Annotated in this window: 15 protein-coding genes; 11 read left to right on the forward strand and 4 right to left on the reverse strand. The window is 63.9% G+C overall.

Features of this window, described 5'->3' with window-relative positions:
• The first annotated feature begins 37 nt into the window (after window positions 1-37).
• The 9 genes from JQ631_RS17395 to JQ631_RS17435 all read left to right on the forward strand — a co-directional run bounded on the left by JQ631_RS17395 (window position 38) and on the right by JQ631_RS17435 (window position 10,008).
• Window positions 38-2,059, forward strand: coding sequence for a sensor histidine kinase (locus JQ631_RS17395; protein ID WP_212328633.1), 2,022 nt, complete (start codon window positions 38-40; stop codon window positions 2,057-2,059).
• Window positions 2,029-3,774, forward strand: a complete 1,746-nt coding sequence (locus JQ631_RS17400) for an ATP-binding response regulator (protein WP_212327906.1) — start codon at window positions 2,029-2,031, stop codon at window positions 3,772-3,774. Before JQ631_RS17395 ends, JQ631_RS17400 begins: the two co-directional genes overlap by 31 nt.
• A gap of 24 nt (window positions 3,775-3,798) precedes the next feature.
• Entirely contained in the window at window positions 3,799-4,536 is a 738-nt protein-coding gene (locus JQ631_RS17405; protein ID WP_212327907.1) for a response regulator, read from the forward strand.
• A 314-nt stretch (window positions 4,537-4,850) separates the two neighbouring features.
• Window positions 4,851-5,462, forward strand: a complete 612-nt coding sequence (locus tag JQ631_RS17410; RefSeq protein ID WP_212327908.1) for a sigma-70 family RNA polymerase sigma factor — start codon at window positions 4,851-4,853, stop codon at window positions 5,460-5,462.
• Window positions 5,463-5,771: 309 nt separating this feature from the next.
• Window positions 5,772-6,470 (forward strand): cytochrome c biogenesis CcdA family protein, encoded by a 699-nt coding sequence (locus JQ631_RS17415; RefSeq protein ID WP_212327909.1) that lies wholly within the window; start codon window positions 5,772-5,774, stop codon window positions 6,468-6,470.
• A gap of 28 nt (window positions 6,471-6,498) precedes the next feature.
• A complete protein-coding gene (locus tag JQ631_RS17420; RefSeq protein WP_212327910.1) occupies window positions 6,499-7,065 on the forward strand; it encodes a thioredoxin family protein in 567 nt (188 codons plus the stop codon).
• 86 nt (window positions 7,066-7,151) lie between these two features.
• Window positions 7,152-8,126, forward strand: coding sequence for a hypothetical protein (locus tag JQ631_RS17425; protein ID WP_212327911.1), 975 nt, complete (start codon window positions 7,152-7,154; stop codon window positions 8,124-8,126).
• Between the two features lie 197 nt (window positions 8,127-8,323).
• Window positions 8,324-8,917: a L,D-transpeptidase gene (locus JQ631_RS17430; protein WP_212327912.1), complete on the forward strand. Its 594-nt coding sequence runs from the start codon at window positions 8,324-8,326 to the stop codon at window positions 8,915-8,917.
• 53 nt (window positions 8,918-8,970) lie between these two features.
• Window positions 8,971-10,008: an amino acid ABC transporter substrate-binding protein gene (locus JQ631_RS17435; RefSeq protein WP_212328634.1), complete on the forward strand. Its 1,038-nt coding sequence runs from the start codon at window positions 8,971-8,973 to the stop codon at window positions 10,006-10,008.
• A 283-nt stretch (window positions 10,009-10,291) separates the two neighbouring features.
• Here the strand turns inward: JQ631_RS17435 and JQ631_RS17440 are convergent, their stop codons facing one another.
• Both JQ631_RS17440 and JQ631_RS17445 read right to left on the reverse strand, forming a co-directional pair.
• Complete coding sequence (locus JQ631_RS17440; RefSeq protein WP_212327913.1) at window positions 10,292-11,431, reverse strand: acyl-CoA dehydrogenase family protein; 1,140 nt, start codon at window positions 11,429-11,431, stop codon at window positions 10,292-10,294.
• Window positions 11,432-11,583: 152 nt separating this feature from the next.
• Window positions 11,584-12,783, reverse strand: coding sequence for an acyl-CoA dehydrogenase family protein (locus JQ631_RS17445; protein ID WP_212327914.1), 1,200 nt, complete (start codon window positions 12,781-12,783; stop codon window positions 11,584-11,586).
• Between the two features lie 136 nt (window positions 12,784-12,919).
• Here JQ631_RS17445 and JQ631_RS17450 point away from each other — a divergent pair, with 136 nt between their 5' ends.
• Both JQ631_RS17450 and JQ631_RS17455 read left to right on the forward strand, forming a co-directional pair.
• Window positions 12,920-13,465, forward strand: a complete 546-nt coding sequence (locus tag JQ631_RS17450) for a carboxymuconolactone decarboxylase family protein (protein ID WP_212327915.1) — start codon at window positions 12,920-12,922, stop codon at window positions 13,463-13,465.
• 90 nt (window positions 13,466-13,555) lie between these two features.
• On the forward strand, window positions 13,556-14,050 hold the full coding sequence (locus tag JQ631_RS17455; RefSeq protein ID WP_212327916.1) for a VOC family protein: 495 nt from the start codon (window positions 13,556-13,558) through the stop codon (window positions 14,048-14,050).
• A gap of 124 nt (window positions 14,051-14,174) precedes the next feature.
• Here JQ631_RS17455 and JQ631_RS17460 read toward each other — a convergent pair whose 3' ends face one another.
• Together JQ631_RS17460 and JQ631_RS17465 are read right to left on the reverse strand one after the other, a co-directional pair.
• Window positions 14,175-15,410 (reverse strand): MFS transporter, encoded by a 1,236-nt coding sequence (locus JQ631_RS17460; RefSeq protein WP_212327917.1) that lies wholly within the window; start codon window positions 15,408-15,410, stop codon window positions 14,175-14,177.
• A 169-nt stretch (window positions 15,411-15,579) separates the two neighbouring features.
• Window positions 15,580-16,827, reverse strand: a complete 1,248-nt coding sequence (locus JQ631_RS17465; protein ID WP_212327918.1) for an MFS transporter — start codon at window positions 16,825-16,827, stop codon at window positions 15,580-15,582.
• Window positions 16,828-16,899 lie beyond the last annotated feature (72 nt).

Raw genomic sequence — 16,899 nt, forward strand, 5'->3', positions numbered from 1 at the left:
CGAGAACGCAGAGCGGCCGCCCGGCCCGATCGGGCGGATGCGCGCGCGCCTCGTCGGCGTGTTGCGGGCGGTGCCGATCCGCTGGCGCATCCTGTCGATCGCGGCGCTGAACTCGGCTGTCGTGATCGTGCTGGTGGCGATGATCTGGAATGGCGCGCAGGTGCTGGGATCGGCCTGGGACGACGTGCGACAGGTGCGCGAATCCGACCGGATCCTGGCGCTGCTCGAAAGCGAGACCGGACGGCTCCAGAACCTGATCCACCGCTACATCAACCAGCCGAGCCCGGACCTGTTCGCCGAGATCCTGCTGCTGCGCGAGGCCGTGCTGGGCACGCTGACCGACCGCGCCGCCAAGGACCCGATGCTGTCGGGCTCCGTCGAGGAGCTGGAGCGCACCACCGACCGCTTCCTCAACGGCTTCGGCGATCTGCGCACCGTGCAGGCGACCATCGCCAAGACCTATGAGGAGCAGGTGCAGGGTCCGGCCAAGGATATGGCGGGCCTGTACTCCATCATCGAAGGCGCCACCGGCCACCGCGACGCGCTGATCTGGCCCTCGCTCGGCAAGTCGCGCGAGGCCTTCACCGCGATGCTGGTCGCGGCCAACTCCTATTACCTGTCGCTGTCGCCCGGCGCCGCCGACGATGCGCGCCGGAACACCGAGACGATCGAGAAGACCATCCCTGTGATGATCGATCTCGCCGACAACGATCTCCAGCGCATGGCGCTGCAGAAGCTCGGGGCCCGCACCATGGCGCTGCGCGAGGGCTTTGCAAAGCTATCGGAGCAATTGACCAACCGCACCGAACTCCTGCGCAACACCATCGACGCCAGCCAGGCCGAGGCAATCGGCGCCATCGACGACCTCTCGACGAAAATGCGCCGGCGCGAGCAGAAGGCGCAGGAGACGTTTGACCGCACGCTGGCCGATATTTCTCGTCGTGTTCTTTCCATCGCGGTGATCTTCCTCGGCATCATCCTCACCGCCGGCGTGCTGATCGCGCTGTCGATCCGGCTGCCGCTGCAGCAGATCATGGCCGCGATGCGCGCTATCACGCTCGGCGATCTCGGCCGCGAGGTGCAGGGCACCAAGGCCCGCGACGAGGTCGGCGCCATGGCGCGCGCCGTGGAAGTGTTCCGCGAGAACGCGATCGCGAAACGCGAGACCGAAGACGAGCTGCGCACGTCCAAGGAAAAGGCCGAGAGCGCGCTGCTCGAGCTCAACACCGCGCAGCAGAATCTGATCGATGCAGAGCGGCTCGCCGCGCTCGGCGGCCTCGTCGCCGGCGTCGCGCATGAGGTCAACAACCCCATCGGCATCAGCCTGACCGTGGCCTCGAGCTTCGCAAGGCGCAGCGAGATTTTTGAGGCCCAGCTCAGGGGCGACGGGGGCCTGCGCCGCTCGCAGCTCGAGGAATTCGTGCAGTCCTCGCGCGACGCCTCGCAGCAGCTCGTCGCCAACCTCACCCGCGCCGGCGAGCTGATCCAGTCGTTCAAGCAGGTCGCGGTCGACCGCTCCCATGCCGAACGGCGGCAGTTCTCATTGAGCGAAGCAACCGACCAGATCATCGCCAGCCTGCGGCCTGTGCTGAAGCGCTCGCCGATCACGCTCCAGGTCGACGTGCCCGAGGGGCTCCTGCTCGACGGCTATCCCGGCTCCTACGGCCAGATCCTGACCAATCTGTTTCTCAATGCCGCCAACCATGCCTTTGCCGACGGCCGCGCCGGCACCATCACGATCTCGGCCCGGCCGCGCGGCACCGACGATATCGAGATCAGCTTCGCCGATGACGGCGCCGGCATGACCCCGGACGTGCAGCGCCAGGCCTTTGACCCATTCTTTACCACCCGGCGCAATGAAGGTGGCACGGGACTGGGCCTGCATATCGTCTATAACCTTGTCACCCAGCAGCTCGGCGGCCGCATGATGCTGGAATCCAAGCTGGGACAAGGCACTACTTTTCGGATTATCATGCCGCGGATCGCCAAGGGCGGCGCGCAAAGCACAGAAAGTGACGGGACTTCTCAATGGCCGAACAGGACGATGTCCTCCACCTGATCGACGACACCGGTACCGCGTCGGAGGATACCACCGCCCGGAAATGGAAGATCGCCGTTATCGACGACGATCCGGCGGTGCATGACGGCACCCGCTTCGCGCTGTCCGATTACAGCCTGAACGGCCAGAGCCTGGAAATCCTGTCCGCCCATTCCGCGGCGGAAGGCCGCAAACTGATGGCGGAGCACAACGACATCGCCGCGGTGTTGCTCGACGTCATCATGGAGACCGACGTCGCCGGCCTCGAGCTGGTCGAATATATCCGCAACGTGCTCAAGAACGAGACCGTGCGCATCATCCTGCGCACCGGCCAGCCCGGTCAGGCGCCGGAGCGGCGCGTGATCGTGCAATACGACATCAACGACTACAAGGCCAAGACCGAGCTCACCGCCGACAAGCTGTTCACCTCGCTAACCGCAGCGCTGCGCTCCTACCAGCAGCTCGAGCGCATGTTGCAGACCAGGCGCGGGCTCGAGATCATTATCGATGCCGCCTCCACGCTGTACGACTTCAAGTCGATGCAGCGGCTTGCCGAGGGCGTGCTGACCCAGCTCGCCTCGCTGCTCAATGTCGATTGCGCCGGTATACTGGTCTTGCGTGACAATGGCGGCGTCGACCCCGAGCTTTCGGTGCTCGCCGGCAGCGGCTGCTACAGCCGCTTCATCGGCACGACGTCGTCGAAGGCGCTCGACCCTGATTTGCGCCAACTGGTCGAGGATGCCTTCCAGCGCCGCAAGAACGAGTTCGCCGACCACCGCAGCGTAATCTATCTGCGCACCGGATCCGGCCGGGAGGTCGTGGTGCTGCTCCAGTCCGAGCGCGATCTGTCGGAGACCGACCGCTCGCTGGTCGAGATCTTCTCCAGCCGGCTCTCGATCGCCTTCGACAACGTCATCCTCTACCAGCAGCTCCAGGCCGCCAACACGCAGCTGGAAGACCGCGTCGCCCAGCGCACCCGCGCGCTGATGCAGGCCAATCGCCGGCTGTCAGCGCAATGGCTGCGGCTGCAGCGCGCCAACGGCTTCAAGAACGAGATTCTCGGCACGGTCGCTCACGATTTGAAGAACCCGCTCGGCGTCATCCTCGGCCGTACCGAGATGCTGAAGGAACTGATCTCGACCGGTGCCTCGTCTTCAGGCGTGGTCGCCCAGGTCGATCATATCCGCGACGCCACCAAGCGCCTGACCACAATGGTCGACCATCTGATCTCGGACGCGATGGCCGATGCCTTCGACATCACCATCCGCCGCGAGCCGGTCGACGTCGCGGCGCTGGTGAAGGAGGTCGCCGAGGCCAACCAGCCGCTCGCCGTCAACAAGCAGCAGGCCATCCACGTCAGCGCGCCGGCCAACATCGTCACCATGTGCGACACGGATCGCATCCGCGAGGCGATCGACAACCTCATCAGCAACGCCATCAAATACTCGCCGATTTCCGGCAAGATCACCGTCGCGGTCACCCACGAGGGCAACGACACCATCATCCGCGTCAGCGACGAGGGTGCCGGCCTGTCGCCGGAAGATCTCGGCCGCCTGTTCGGCCGATTCCAGCGGCTATCCGCAAAGCCGACGGCAGGCGAGAGCTCGACAGGGCTTGGGTTGTCCATCGTCAAGCGTATTATTGACATGCATGGCGGCGAGGTAACCGCCGACAGCGAGGGCCCGGGCAAGGGCTCGACCTTCACCATCACCCTGCCCGCGACCGAGATACCATGATTTGAGTATTGAGATCTGAGTGACATGACACAAAGCCAGCACATCATGATCGTCGACGACGAGGCCCCGGCCCGGGAGATGGTCGGCGATTACCTCAAGATGCACGGCTTCACCGTGACGCTGTGTGACGGCGGCAAGAGCTTGCGCACCGCGATCGACGGCAGCATGCCCGACCTCGTCGTGCTCGATCTCAATATGCCCGAGGAAGACGGTCTCTCGATTATCCGCGACCTCAAGAGCCGCATCAACGTGCCCGTCATCATGCTCACGGCGACCGCGAGCCCGATCGACCGCGTCGTCGGCCTCGAACTCGGCGCCGACGATTACGTGGCAAAGCCCTGCGAACTGCGCGAGCTGATGGCGCGCATACGCTCGGTGTTGCGGCGGAGCGTGCCGGTGAAAGCCGCAGCGTCGGACGCCGGGTCCACCAAATCAGACAAGGATCAATTGGTGCGCTTCGGCACCAAATGGCTTGATCTCGAAGCCCAGGCCCTGCGCGACGACGAGGGCAATGAGCATCCGCTGACCGCATCCGAGTTCGGGCTGCTCAAGGTGTTCGCGGCCAATCCGAAGCGCGTGCTGTCGCGCGAGCGCCTCCTGGAATTGGCCAATGCGCGCGACGCCGAAGCCTTCGACCGCGCCGTGGACCTGCGCATCATGCGCATCCGCCGCAAGATCGAGCCCGACCCGACCAAGCCTGCCGTGATCCGCACCATCCGCGGCGGCGGCTACCTGTTCTCGCCCGCGGGCGAGAAGGCCTAAGGGCGCGTCGCGCACCGCTGTCGTCCCGGACAAGCGGAGCGCCGATCCGGGGACGCTGATGGGCGTAGCGCGACCAAACGCAAGCGCCGGAAATTGGTTCCTCCCAGTCCAAATCCGCAGGTCCGCATTTTTCGTACATTGAAATTCCACGCTTTTTTGGTCCGAATGTTTCGTCGCGGTTTATCTGACGAAACAATTTAGCCGCGCACGAAACCATTTTCCCCTTTTCGTGCAGACGTCCCGAAACGTTGGCTCATTAACACTTTGGTCCAAGGAAACGCCGCTCGGTTGCGGCGCACCGGGGAGCTAGGTCCATGCCGAACGTCATCGCCATCAACGCCCAAGCCAGCCAGAGCATCATTGCCGCTCAGGCGACCTCGGACGACATGCTTCTCGAAAGCATTGCCGACGGCAACCGGACGGCCATGCACATTCTCTATTGCCGTCACAATGTGCGGGTGTACCGCTTCATCCTGCGGATCGTGCGTGACGCCACCACGGCGGAAGATCTGGTCAGCCAGGTGTTCCTGGACGTCTGGCGCACCGCCGGCCAGTTCCAAGGCCGCTCGCAGGTTTCGACCTGGCTGCTCTCGATCGCGCGCTTCAAGGCACTGACCGCCATGCGCCAGCGCCGGTTCGAGGACATCGACCAGGAAGACGTACGCGAGATTGCTGACGGTGCCGATACGCCCGAGGCTTCGCTCGACCGCAACGACACCAGCGCGATCCTGCGCGCCTGCGTCCAGAAGCTGTCGCCCGCGCATCGCGAGATCATCACCCTCGTCTACTACCACGAGAAGTCGGTGGAGGAGGTCGGGCAGATCATCGGCATCCCCCAGAGCACGGTGAAGACGCGGATGTTCTACGCCCGCAAGCAGCTCGCCGATTTGCTTAAGGGTTGCGGCGTCGACCGCTTCGCCGCCTAAATCTAAATATTTCAATGAGATAGGGCCCGATATCGGGCCCCATCCCGGGACACGAAAGCGTTACCGCCGACGAAACAAATGAAACAAAGCACAACATCAGGCGGAAAAACTTCGTCCCTATAAGGATCACATACGGTTTCGTTAAACCTCCCAAGACCTCCAGCGACCCGGACGGGATGCCCCCCTCCGGGTCGTTTTGTATTTGGGGCTGGGGGCAGGAGCCGCCACGACGTCACGAGCGCGTGACGGCGCGTAACGTCCGGCATCCCTATCCCGAACTGCTCTCGTGACCTTCCTCACGAGTGCCCCATGCTGGAATTTCTCTTCGCTGTCCTCGCCGGTATCTTCACTATCGCGGCCCCCTGCACGCTGCCGATGTTGCCGATCCTGCTCGGCGCCTCGATCGGACGGACCTCGCAGCTGCGGCCTGTGATGATCGCGCTCGGTTTCGTCATTTCCTTCTCCGCGGTCGCGCTGCTGCTCGGCGCGCTGACGCGGCTGTTCGACTTCGATCCCAATGTGCTCCGCGAGGCGGCGGCGGTCCTGCTGCTCGGCTTCGGCCTGCTGATGCTGTGGCCGGCTCCGTTCGAATGGCTGTCGGTCCGGCTCAATGGCTGGCTCAATCTCGGTGCGACCGGCGGCGCCCAGCGCGAGGACGCGTTCGGCGGGCTCGTGCTCGGCACCACGCTCGGCCTGGTCTGGACGCCCTGCGCCGGCCCCGTGCTCGGCTCGATCCTGACCCTGGTCGCGACCTCAAAGAATCTGGCCTGGGCCGGCACGCTGCTGGTCGCCTACGCGATCGGAGCGGCAATCCCGATGCTGGCGATCGCCTATGGCGGGCAGGCCGCGACCACGCGCGTACGTAGCCTTGCCCGCATCTCGCCGCGCCTGCAGCAGGGCTTTGGCGTCGTCGTAATCGCCTTCGCGCTCGCCGCCTACTTTCAATACGACACGCTGATCGTGGCGTGGCTCACCGGCTTCTATCCCACCGGCCAGATCGGCCTGTGATCGCTTCCTCTCAACGGAGAACAAGTCCATGACCTTCAAGCTGCTCGCCGTCTCCGCCGCACTGATCGGCTTTGCCGTCACCGGCGCCGTCATTCCCGGCATCTGCGACGAGGCCGCGCCCGCGGTACCGGTCAAGATCGCAGCCGCGAACCAGACGGCGACCGCGCCTGACTTCGCGGGCATCAGCAACTGGTTCAACTCGAAGCCCCTGAACATCGCCGATCTCCGCGGCAAGGTCGTGCTGGTCGACTTCTGGACCTATGGCTGCGTCAACTGCGTCAACACGCTGCCGCATGTCACCGACCTCTATGCCAAATACCGGGATAAGGGCCTCGTCGTGGTCGGCGTGCACACGCCTGAATTCCCGTTCGAGCGCTCCGCCTCAAACGTGCAGGCCGCGCTGAAGCGCCACGGCATCACCTATCCGGTGGCGCAGGACAATGATTCCAAGACCTGGAACGCCTACAGCAACCAGTATTGGCCGGCGCAGTACATCATCGACCAGAGCGGCAAGATCGTGTTCCAGCATGCCGGCGAAGGCCGCTACGACGAGATCGACCGCACGGTGGCGAAGCTGCTGAAGGCCGATAGCTGATGCCGCATCCCACGGCTGTGTGATGATGCTGCTTGACTCCACGGACCCGTCCGTGGAGTTTCGCAGCCTCCAAATCAGCCGCCGCAATGGACGACGCGACCACCAGCAACGACATCCGCCTCCGCGAAGGCTCCTCGATCGCGCAGCGGCTGGTCGTGGGCGGCTCTGCTGCGGCCGTTGCGCTCTGCTTTACGCCGGGTCTGTTCACGCACGACATCCTCGAAGTGATCATCTCCGTGGTCGCGCTGCTGTCGGGCGCGGCGTTTGTCGGTGTGGTCATGCTGACGCCGGCGGTGGTATGGATCATCACGCCGAATGAGATCCTGATCGGACGGCAGCGTCCGTTCGGGAAGCTCCAGACGCGGGTCGTCGGGAAAGACGACATCGCGGGACTACAGGTTCCCGGCAGCAAAACCGCGAAAGCCCGCTTCCAACTGGCCTTCACACTGGCCTCCGGCGAACGCCTGACCTCTCCGCCGCTCTCCGACGTCACCCATGTTCATGACACCGTGACTCGGATCGCGACGCAATTCGACGTCGCCGGTGTCGAGGCGCCCGTCAATCCGCTCGATGCGAGCAATCCCGAGATGCGGCTTGGTGAACCCGTCGAGCCGTTCTCCCAGCGAGACATCCGGATCGCAGCCTTGATCGTCGTCGCACTGAGTGTCGCACCCTACGCTTACAGGCTGTGGCGCGGCCTGCCGCCCAATGCGATCGACTTCATGCTGCTGCCGCTTGGTGTGATCGCAGCATTCGGCGTCTACCGATTTGCCAATCTGGTGACCGGCGCGTTCTGGATCATTCGCGAGAGCGACATTCGCGTCGAACGCCTATGGGGGAATGGCCAGCCGCGCGCGGACCAGATCGAAGGGCACGACGTCAAAGCGATCACGGTCGAGCGCCGTGGCCGGTCCGAGGACGAACACTGCATCGTCGTGATCCGGTTGCGATCCGGACGGCGCTTTCGCAGCCCCCGCATCGGCTCGCGCAACGAAGCCCGCGCCGTGGGGACTGAGATCGTCCGGCGGCTCGGGATCGGGGCGGAGGCCAGTCAGATTTAGGGCGTCTCAACCCACGGGCGAGATCGCCGATGCGGCTTTTCGCGCCAACCCGCCTTGTTCATGGTGTTGATCCACGTCAAAAAACCAAAGCATTCTCGTGACATACCACCCGGGCGTGCCTTTAACTTGCCACGAAGCTGCCCCTGAGTTCAGATGGTTCCTAACGATTTGCGCTGTGGCAGCGGGGAGAACTTGAAATGCTGGATTATCGTCGCCTGACTGGGGCATTTGTGGCTGCGATCGGCCTGATCCTGTCCGGGCCGCAAGCCTTCGCCCAGCAGCCGGACCGCGGCGACGAGCCCGGCCTGATCGCCGACGACAGCTACCAGCTCGATCCGGAATGGCAGAAGCAGGTCGTGTACTACCGCACGGCCGAGCCGCCGGGCACCATCATCATCTCGACCTCAGAGCGTCACCTCTATCTGGTGCAGCCCGGCGGGCGCGCAATCCGCTACGGCATCGGCGTCGGCCGCGACGGCTTCCAGTGGCAGGGCTTGGTGCAGATCACCAACAAGAAGGAGTGGCCGGACTGGACGCCGCCGCCGGAAATGATCCAGCGCCAGCCCTATCTGCCGCGCTTTATGGCCGGCGGCCCCGGCAATCCGCTGGGCGCACGCGCCATGTATCTTGGCACCACGGTCTATCGTATCCACGGCACCAACCGTCCCGATACGATCGGCACCAAGGTGTCCTCGGGCTGCTTCCGTCTGGTCAACAACGACGTCGCCGATCTCTACGATCGCGTCCCTGTTGGCACCAAGGTGGTCATCCGGCAGAAGCCTGAACTCTAGATATCCGCCCTCCTCCAAATTCCTTTTCCCGATTTTTTCGAGAGAGCAACATGATGCGCACATTTCGAGGCGGCCTGCTGATCGGGCTCGCGGTCGCCATACTGGTCGCCGCCTTGGCCATCACTTACGAATTCTACGACACCCGCACGCTGAAGCGCACGGTGCGTCGCGGCGAAGTGCTGTGCGGCGTCAACAAGGGCCTGCCGGGCTTCTCGATCCCCGACGACAAGGGTAACTGGTCTGGTTTCGACGTCGATTTCTGCCGCGCGGTGGCTTCCGCGATCTTCGACGATCCAAACAAGGCCAAGTTCGTGCCGCTCGATGCCAGCGAGCGCTTCAAGGAATTGCAGAGCCGCAAGGTCGACATCCTCTCGCGCAACTCCACCTGGAGCATGTCGCGTGAGCTCGACTACGATCTCTACTTCCCGGCTGTCGCCTATTACGACGGCGAGGGTTTTATGGTGCCGCGCTCGCGCAACAAGGAAACGTCGCTCGACCTCGCCGACAGCAAGGTCTGCGTACAATCAGGCACCACGACGCTGCTCAACCTCGCCGACTACTTCAAAGCCAACAACATGAAGTATGAGCTGATGAAGTTCGACAAGCTGGAAGACGTGGTGAAGGCCTACGACGCCGGCAAGTGCGACACCCTGACCGCCGACGTCTCCCAGCTCTATGCGCTGCGGCTGAACATGTCCAAGCCCGGCGACCACATGATCCTGCCCGACATGATCTCCAAGGAGCCGCTGGCCCCCGTCGTGCGCCAGCGCGACGACGACTGGATGATGATCGTGAAGTGGACGCTCTACGCGATGATCAATGCGGAAGAGCTCGGCGTCACCTCGGAGAATATCGACGAGGCCTTGAAGTCGAAGAAGCCGGAAGTGATGCGGCTGGTCGGTACCGAGGGCAATTACGGCGAGCAGCTCGGCCTGACCAAGGACTGGGCCGTACGCATCATCCGCCATGTCGGCAATTACGGCGAGATGTACGAGCGCAATATCGGCGAGAAGTCGAAGCTGAAGATTCCGCGCGGCATGAACCAGCTGTGGAATGCCGGTGGCGTGCAGTATGCGCCGCCGATGAGGTAAGAGGTAAGCGCGGGCCACTCCGCCGTCATTGGGAGCGAAGCAGAGCAATCCAGAATCCCCTGGCGGTGAATGTCTGGATTGCTTCGTCGCAAGAGCTCCTCGCAATGACGAACTCGGGGCAGACGCCTTCCACATTCTCAACTGTCATCGCCCGCGAAAGCGGGCGATCCAGTATTCCAGAGACGTCGAACGCATACGGAGAGGCCGCGGCGTACTGGGTCGCCCTGTCAAGCAGGGCGACAACACCGAGGGTGAGGCGCGTCCTCGCGCCCTGCCGCTCGCCTCAATACCCCCGCGTCCGCGCCAACTGCTCGGTGTGGTAGTTCGCATCGCCGAACAATTCCTCGCACACCCTCGCGCGCTTCATGAAGAAGCCGATGTCGAACTGGTCGGTCATGCCCATGCCGCCATGCATCTGCACGCCTTCCTGCACCGCGCGGGTGGCGGTGGTCCCGGCGCGGGCCTTTGCGACAGCGACGCTCGACGCAGCCTTGGCGACATCCGTGTCCAGCGCCTGGAGCGCCTTCATCGTGGCAGCACGGGTGATCTCGATGTCAACGTAGAGCTCGGCGGCGCGGTGTTGGAGCGCCTGGAATTCGCCGATCAGCTTGCCGAACTGCTTGCGGTTCTTGAGATATTCGACGGTGCGGTTGAACACCTCTTCGCTCAAACCCACCATCTCGGCTGCAACCGCGCCGCGACCGATATCGAGCACACCGTCGAGCAGCCCCGCACCCTGATCGACCTCGCCAAGCACGCTGCCGGCATTGACCTCGACGTTGGAAAGCTCGATCCGCGCCGCGTTGTGCGCGTCGACCATGATGGTCCGCTCGATCGACACCCCCTTGGCTTTGGGATTGACCAGGAACAGCGTCAGGCCATCGCGCTCACCGGCGGAGCCCGCAGTGCGCGCAGCAACGATGAAGAGATCGGCGACATGGCCATCAACCACCAGCGCCTTGGCACCGGAGAGCTTGAAGCCATTGCCGGCGCGCACGGCCTGCAGGCTGGTCTGGAGCGGGCGATGCTTTGCGCCCTCGTCGATCGCAAGGGTCGCGAGCAGCGAGCCGTTGGAGATTTTCGGCAGATGTTCCGATTTCTGCGCGGCGTTGCCGCCGCGGTTGAGGGCCGAAGCCACGACCACGCTGGTCGCAAGGAAGGGCGACGGCATCAAGGTGCGACCGATCTCCTCCATCACGACACCGGCTTCCATGAAGCCGAGACCGCTGCCGCCGAACTCTTCCGGCACAAGCAAGCCGGCAAAGCCCATCTCGGCGAAGGAATGCCACAGCTCCTTCGAAAAGCCGGTGGGGTCCTTGCTATCGCGCAAGCCGCGCAGATGCGACACCGGCGCCTTGTCGCTGATCAGCCCGCGCGCGGAGTCGCGAAGCATTGATTGTTCTTCGGTGAGGACGAGGGCCATGTGCGTGTTTCCGATTCGAAATCTATGTTGTTGTCGTCATTCCGGGATGGCCCGCAGGGCCAGGCCCGGAATCCATCAAGCAGCGTGTACGCGGTGCGATGGATTCCGGGCTCCCGCTTTGCGCGCCCCGGAATGACGTTGTGAGAGCGTGCTTAAGCCCCGGGCAAATCCAGGATGCGCTTGGCGACGATGCCGAGCATCACCTCCGTCGTGCCGCCTTCGATCGAGTTGGCCTTGGTTCGGAGCCAGGCGCGCGGACGGGCGCCCTGCCGCGAGCGCTCGCTCTCCCATTCCAGCGCATCGACGCCACCGGCCGACATCAGGATTTCGTAACGGCGCTTGTTGAGCTCGGTACCGTAATACTTCATCGCCGACGAGAATGCCGGGTGCGCCTGGCCCGCCTTGGCGAGATCGACGGCGCGTTCGGCGCAGGCCGCAAGGGCGGCTTCATCGACGTCGAATGTCGCAATCCGGCCGCGCAGCATGGAATCGTCGAGCTTGCCTTGCGCGTCCGTCCCGACAGAATCGGCCGCGATCTGGCCGAGCGGACGGCCGACGCCGCGCTCGCCCATGCCCGATATCATCGCGCGCTCGTGCTGCAGCAGATATTTTGCGACGTCCCAGCCGCGATTGACGGTACCGACCACATGCGATTTCGGCACGCGGACGCCGTCGAAGAAAGTTTCGCAGAATGGCGAGTAGCCTGAGATAAGAAGGATCGGCTTGGTGGTGACACCCTTCGACGTCATATCGAACAGGATGAAGCTGATGCCGTCGTGCTTCTTCGCGGCGGGATCGGTGCGCACGAGACAGAAAATCCAGTCGGCGTAGTTGGCGTAGGACGTCCAGATCTTCGAGCCCGTGATGACGAAATCATCGCCGTCGCTCTCGGCGCGGGTCTGGAGCGAGGCGAGATCGGAGCCGGCGTTCGGCTCGGAATAGCCCTGGCACCAGCGAATGAGCCCCGCAGCGATCTTCGGAAGATGCTCCTTCTTCTGCGCCTCGTTGCCGTATTTGAGCAGCGCCGGTCCGAGCATCCAGATGCCGAAGCTCGACAGCGGCGGGCGTGCGCCCATCTTCGCCATTTCGGAGCGCAGCACCTTGTGCTCGGCGGCGCTGAGGCCACCGCCGCCGTATTCTTTCGGCCAGTCCGGCACGATCCAGCCCTTGTCGCGCATGCGCTCGAACCAGACGCGCTGCGGCTCGGACGAGAACTTTGCGTTGCGCCCGCCCCAGAACACATCGGTATCGGCCGTCGCAGGCTTGCGCATCTCCTGCGGGCAGTTGGCTTCCAGCCAGGCGCGCGTTTGCCGGCGGAATTCTTCGAGATCGGTGGTCTCAGATTCGCTCATGGTCGCTTCCATCAATCACATCAAATTTGTTGAGGGCGACTCTGGGCCATCGCACTGCGGAATTCAACCACTTCCATGCCGCGTCATCCGCTATAGTCGCCCCACGACGGTGCTTGAAAACATAGAGGAAACGCGCATGCGCCTGAAACTTCTTTCGCCTGGCGAAATGAACGAGAGCCAGAGACAGACCTATGACGAGTCGATTGCCGGCAAACGCGGCAAACCGCCGGCGCCGATGATGGCCTGGCTCAACAGCCCCGACATGGCCCGTCACGCGACGCGGCTCGGCGAAATGCTTCGCTACGACACCATGTTTCCGGCAAAGCTTTCGGAGATTGCGATCCTGGTGACGGCCCGGCACTGGACCGCGCATTACGAATGGTATGCGCATAAGCGCCTCGCTCTTGCGGGCGGCATGGACCTCAAAATCATCGACGCGATCCGCGATCGTCGCACGCCAGAGTTCGACGATCCCAAGGGCAGGATGATCTACGATCTTGCGAAGTCGCTGCACGAAGGACACGGCGTCGAGAAGGGCCTCTACGACGAGGCGGTGAAATTGCTCAGCGAGCGCGGCGTGGTCGAGGTGATCGGGCTATGCGGCTATTACACGATGGTGTCGATGACGCTGAACGCGTTTGAGTTCGAGCTGCCGGAGGGCGAGGTCCCGGAGCTGTCATAGCTTCGTATCCGGAAACGATGGGTTTCGGGTAAGGCCGGTAGCACTGTCCCGAGGCCGGCCTTATGTGGAGATAATCAACGGAGCAGCCACATGTCGCAAACATCCCCCGTAGCCGCCGGCACCAGGATCGGCCACGTCCACCTCAAGGTCGCCGATCTCGATCGCGCCCTCGGCTTCTATTGCGGCGTGCTCGGCTTCGAGCTGATGCAGCGGATGGGCTCGGGCGCGGCCTTCATCTCGGCCGGCGGCTATCATCACCACATCGGACTCAACACCTGGGAAAGCAAGGGCGGCTCACCACCGCCGCCCGGCACGACCGGGCTATTCCATACCGCAATTCTCTACCCGACACGGCCGGCCCTGGCGGATGCGCTGCATCGCGTGCTGACATCAGGCATCGCGCTGGATGGCGCCAGCGACCACGGCGTGTCCGAGGCGCTGTATTTGCGTGACCCCGATGAGAACGGCGTGGAGCTGTATTGGGACAAGCCGAGGGAGCAATGGCCGTTCGGACCGGATGGGAAGCTCGCGATGTTTACCAAACGGCTGGATGTTGAGGGCCTCTTAAAGCAGCGCGAGGCGTAGTCCCGCTCTCGCCGCGTCATTGCGAGGAGCGCAGCGCCGAAGCGATCCAGAATCCTCCGCGAAATGACTGCGGATTGCTTCGCTGCGCTCGCAATGACGGAGTGCGTGGAAGCGACGCCGCGCCCTACGCCGCCTCCGGCCGCGGCGTCCCACGCACCATGATCAATGCAGCCGCCATCACCTCCAGCGCAATGCAGAGATAGAACGGCATCGCATACCCGCCGGACCAATCGCGCAGGAAGCCGACTACGCCGGGGCCGAACGCATAGGTCACCTGGTTGATCGCGGTGTTCAGGCTGATCAGCACGCCGAACGAGGCACCGTCGAATTCCTGCTGCACGATCAGCGACGGCATCGTGATGAGATTGCCGACCGAGAAGCCGAACACCGCGCAGGCCGCGATCAGCACATAGTCATTGTGAAGATTGGTCACGACGCACAGTGCCGCCGCCTGACTGAGGAACGACAGCGCCGAGGCGAGCCGCTGGTTGAGCCGGTCGATCACCATCGAGAACAGCACGCGGCCGATCACCGCCATAGCGGTCAGCACCGCGACAGCCACGGCGGCACGCTCGCGCCCGATCACGGGATCGAGGAACGAGATCAGGTGCACGATGAATCCGACTTGCGCGAACAGCACCAAAGCAAAGGCAATCGTCACCGTGAGGAAGCCGACATCGCGCAGCGCAGCTTGACGGATCTCTGTCGAGGATTGCGTCTTCGGCTTCGCCGCCCCCTGCCAGCCATGAAGATCGGGCGGCCGGCCGACGACGAACAAAATCACCGGCAGCAGCAACACCAGCATGGCGACGGCCGCGGCATACATCGCGTTGGCAAAACCGGTGTGGCCGATCAACGTCACCAGCAGCGGCACGCCGACGATGCCGCCGAAGCTAGCGCCGTTCAGCGCCAGGCTGATGGCCATGCCGCGTTTCTGGTCGAACCACAGGCTGATCGTGTTGGTGATCATGGCGAGGCTGGTGCCGGCCCAGCCGAAAGCGAGCACGGCATCCGCGAGATAAAGCTGCCAGGGCTCTCGCACCGCGCCGATCGCGACCGCCGCAGCCGACATCGCCAGCGTGCCCGCGATCAGGCAGATGCGTGGGCCGTATTTCCGGACGGCCTCACCGACGAACACGACCAGCAGCGCACCGAACAGATAGAAGAACGTCGTGCCCGAGGAAATCAGCGACGCCGGCCAGCCGCGCGCGCGCTGGAGCTCGGCGACATAGACACTCTGGCCGTAGAAGCCGAGCCCCCAGCCGAAGGTCGCGAGCAGGAAGCAGACCGCGACGATGCGCCATCCCTCATAGCGGAGCGAGGATTCATCGATCGAGGTGTGTTGTGGATTGTCGAGCATGTCGCCTACTCCGTCACCGGGCTCGTCCCGGGCATCCACATTCTTCGATCCGCACCTAAGACGTGGATGGCCGGGACAAGCCCGGCCATGACGCATCATCTAATAAATGGTCTCCAAAATCACTCAGACAGCGATCGAACTATCAACGTTGCTGCCAGCCTCCCGCCAGTTATATCGCGTCCGGGAACTCGCCCATGGCGGCATCGAACCGGGCCCTGCGGCGGCGGGCCCAGGACGCCAGCGAAAGCACGATGAGACCGAGCGCGACAGGCGGGAACACCACCATGTTCACCGCGGACCAGCCGAAATTTGCAAGCAGCTGCCCCGAGGAGAACGAGCCGATCGCCATCATCCCGAACACGAGGAAATCGTTGAAGGCCTGCACCTTGTTGCGCTCCTGCGGACGATGTGTCTCCAGCACCAGCGCGGAGGCGCCGATGAAGGAGAAATTCCAGCCCACGCCGAGCACGATCAGCGTGGCCCAGAAGTGCATCGCGGTGATGCCGGAGAGACCGATGCCGGCAGCGCCGGCCTCCAGCAGCAGACCAGCCGCGACGATCTTGGGCGCGCCGAAGCGGGCGATCAGGGCGCCCGTGAAGAAGCTCGGCCCATACATCGCGACGATGTGCCATTGAATGCCGAAATTGGAATCGCTCACGCTCAGCCCGCACATCTTCATCGCGAGCGGCGCCGAGGTCATCACCAGATTCATCATGGGATAGGAGATGACGCCGCACAAGGCGGCGGCGATGAAGCGTGGTTGGGTCACGATCGTCAGCAGCGGCCTTCCGCCGTGGAGATCAGCGGGGGCCGGCTTGGGCATGTCGACGCCGGCGACGATGCCCATCGCGATCAGTGCAACGGCCGCTTGGACCAGGAAGCTGAAGGCGAACAGATAGGGCGACCAGATATTCATGGTCCATTGCACGAGTTGCGGACCAAGCACGCCGGCAAACACGCCGCCCGCCATCACCCACGAGACGGCCTTGGGCCGGTAGGCCGCGCTGGCGCCGTCGGCCGCGGCGAAGCGATAGGACTGCGCCACCGAGCCGTAGAGGCCTCCGAGGAAGGTCGCCAGACAAAACAGCGCGAACGAGGCGTGCAGGATGGCGAACGAGCCGAGCAGGCCTGTAAGCGCGCCGAGACCGGTGCCGATAACGAAGGCCCAGCGGCGGCCGAAGCGGCGTGAGATCGCGCCGGTCGGCAAGGTGCCGGCAGCGAGGCCCAGCACGTACATCGACAGCGGCACGGTCGCGAGCGACATGTCGGGGGCGAGCGTTGCGCCGACGATCGAGCCGGTGGCGAAGATCACCGCCGAGTTGGCGCCGGTCAGCGCCTGCGCGGCGGCAAGGCGTACCACGTTGCCACGCACGCGCGCGTCGTCGGCGATCTCATTGGCTGAAGTTACGTCAATCATCGGCATGTCCGCCCAAAAGGCTTGGTGATTCCCGGCACTATGGAGGGGCCGAAACGGCCGGGCAACCGGCGC

It is taken from the genome of Bradyrhizobium manausense, assembly GCF_018131105.1.
Lineage (GTDB): Bacteria > Pseudomonadota > Alphaproteobacteria > Rhizobiales > Xanthobacteraceae > Bradyrhizobium > Bradyrhizobium manausense_B.

Coding starts and splice junctions, on each gene's coding strand:
- JQ631_RS17410 (WP_212327908.1), top strand. CDS start 4,851: ATGCCGAACGTCATCGCCATCAACGCCCAAGCCAGCCAGAGCATCATT.
- JQ631_RS17450 (WP_212327915.1), top strand. CDS start 12,920: ATGCGCCTGAAACTTCTTTCGCCTGGCGAAATGAACGAGAGCCAGAGA.
- JQ631_RS17395 (WP_212328633.1), top strand. CDS start 38: ATGCGCGCGCGCCTCGTCGGCGTGTTGCGGGCGGTGCCGATCCGCTGG.
- JQ631_RS17425 (WP_212327911.1), top strand. CDS start 7,152: ATGGACGACGCGACCACCAGCAACGACATCCGCCTCCGCGAAGGCTCC.
- JQ631_RS17420 (WP_212327910.1), top strand. CDS start 6,499: ATGACCTTCAAGCTGCTCGCCGTCTCCGCCGCACTGATCGGCTTTGCC.
- JQ631_RS17445 (WP_212327914.1), bottom strand. CDS start 12,783: ATGAGCGAATCTGAGACCACCGATCTCGAAGAATTCCGCCGGCAAACG.
- JQ631_RS17430 (WP_212327912.1), top strand. CDS start 8,324: ATGCTGGATTATCGTCGCCTGACTGGGGCATTTGTGGCTGCGATCGGC.
- JQ631_RS17440 (WP_212327913.1), bottom strand. CDS start 11,431: ATGGCCCTCGTCCTCACCGAAGAACAATCAATGCTTCGCGACTCCGCG.
- JQ631_RS17400 (WP_212327906.1), top strand. CDS start 2,029: ATGGCCGAACAGGACGATGTCCTCCACCTGATCGACGACACCGGTACC.
- JQ631_RS17405 (WP_212327907.1), top strand. CDS start 3,799: ATGACACAAAGCCAGCACATCATGATCGTCGACGACGAGGCCCCGGCC.
- JQ631_RS17415 (WP_212327909.1), top strand. CDS start 5,772: ATGCTGGAATTTCTCTTCGCTGTCCTCGCCGGTATCTTCACTATCGCG.
- JQ631_RS17465 (WP_212327918.1), bottom strand. CDS start 16,827: ATGATTGACGTAACTTCAGCCAATGAGATCGCCGACGACGCGCGCGTG.
- JQ631_RS17455 (WP_212327916.1), top strand. CDS start 13,556: ATGTCGCAAACATCCCCCGTAGCCGCCGGCACCAGGATCGGCCACGTC.
- JQ631_RS17460 (WP_212327917.1), bottom strand. CDS start 15,410: ATGCTCGACAATCCACAACACACCTCGATCGATGAATCCTCGCTCCGC.
- JQ631_RS17435 (WP_212328634.1), top strand. CDS start 8,971: ATGCGCACATTTCGAGGCGGCCTGCTGATCGGGCTCGCGGTCGCCATA.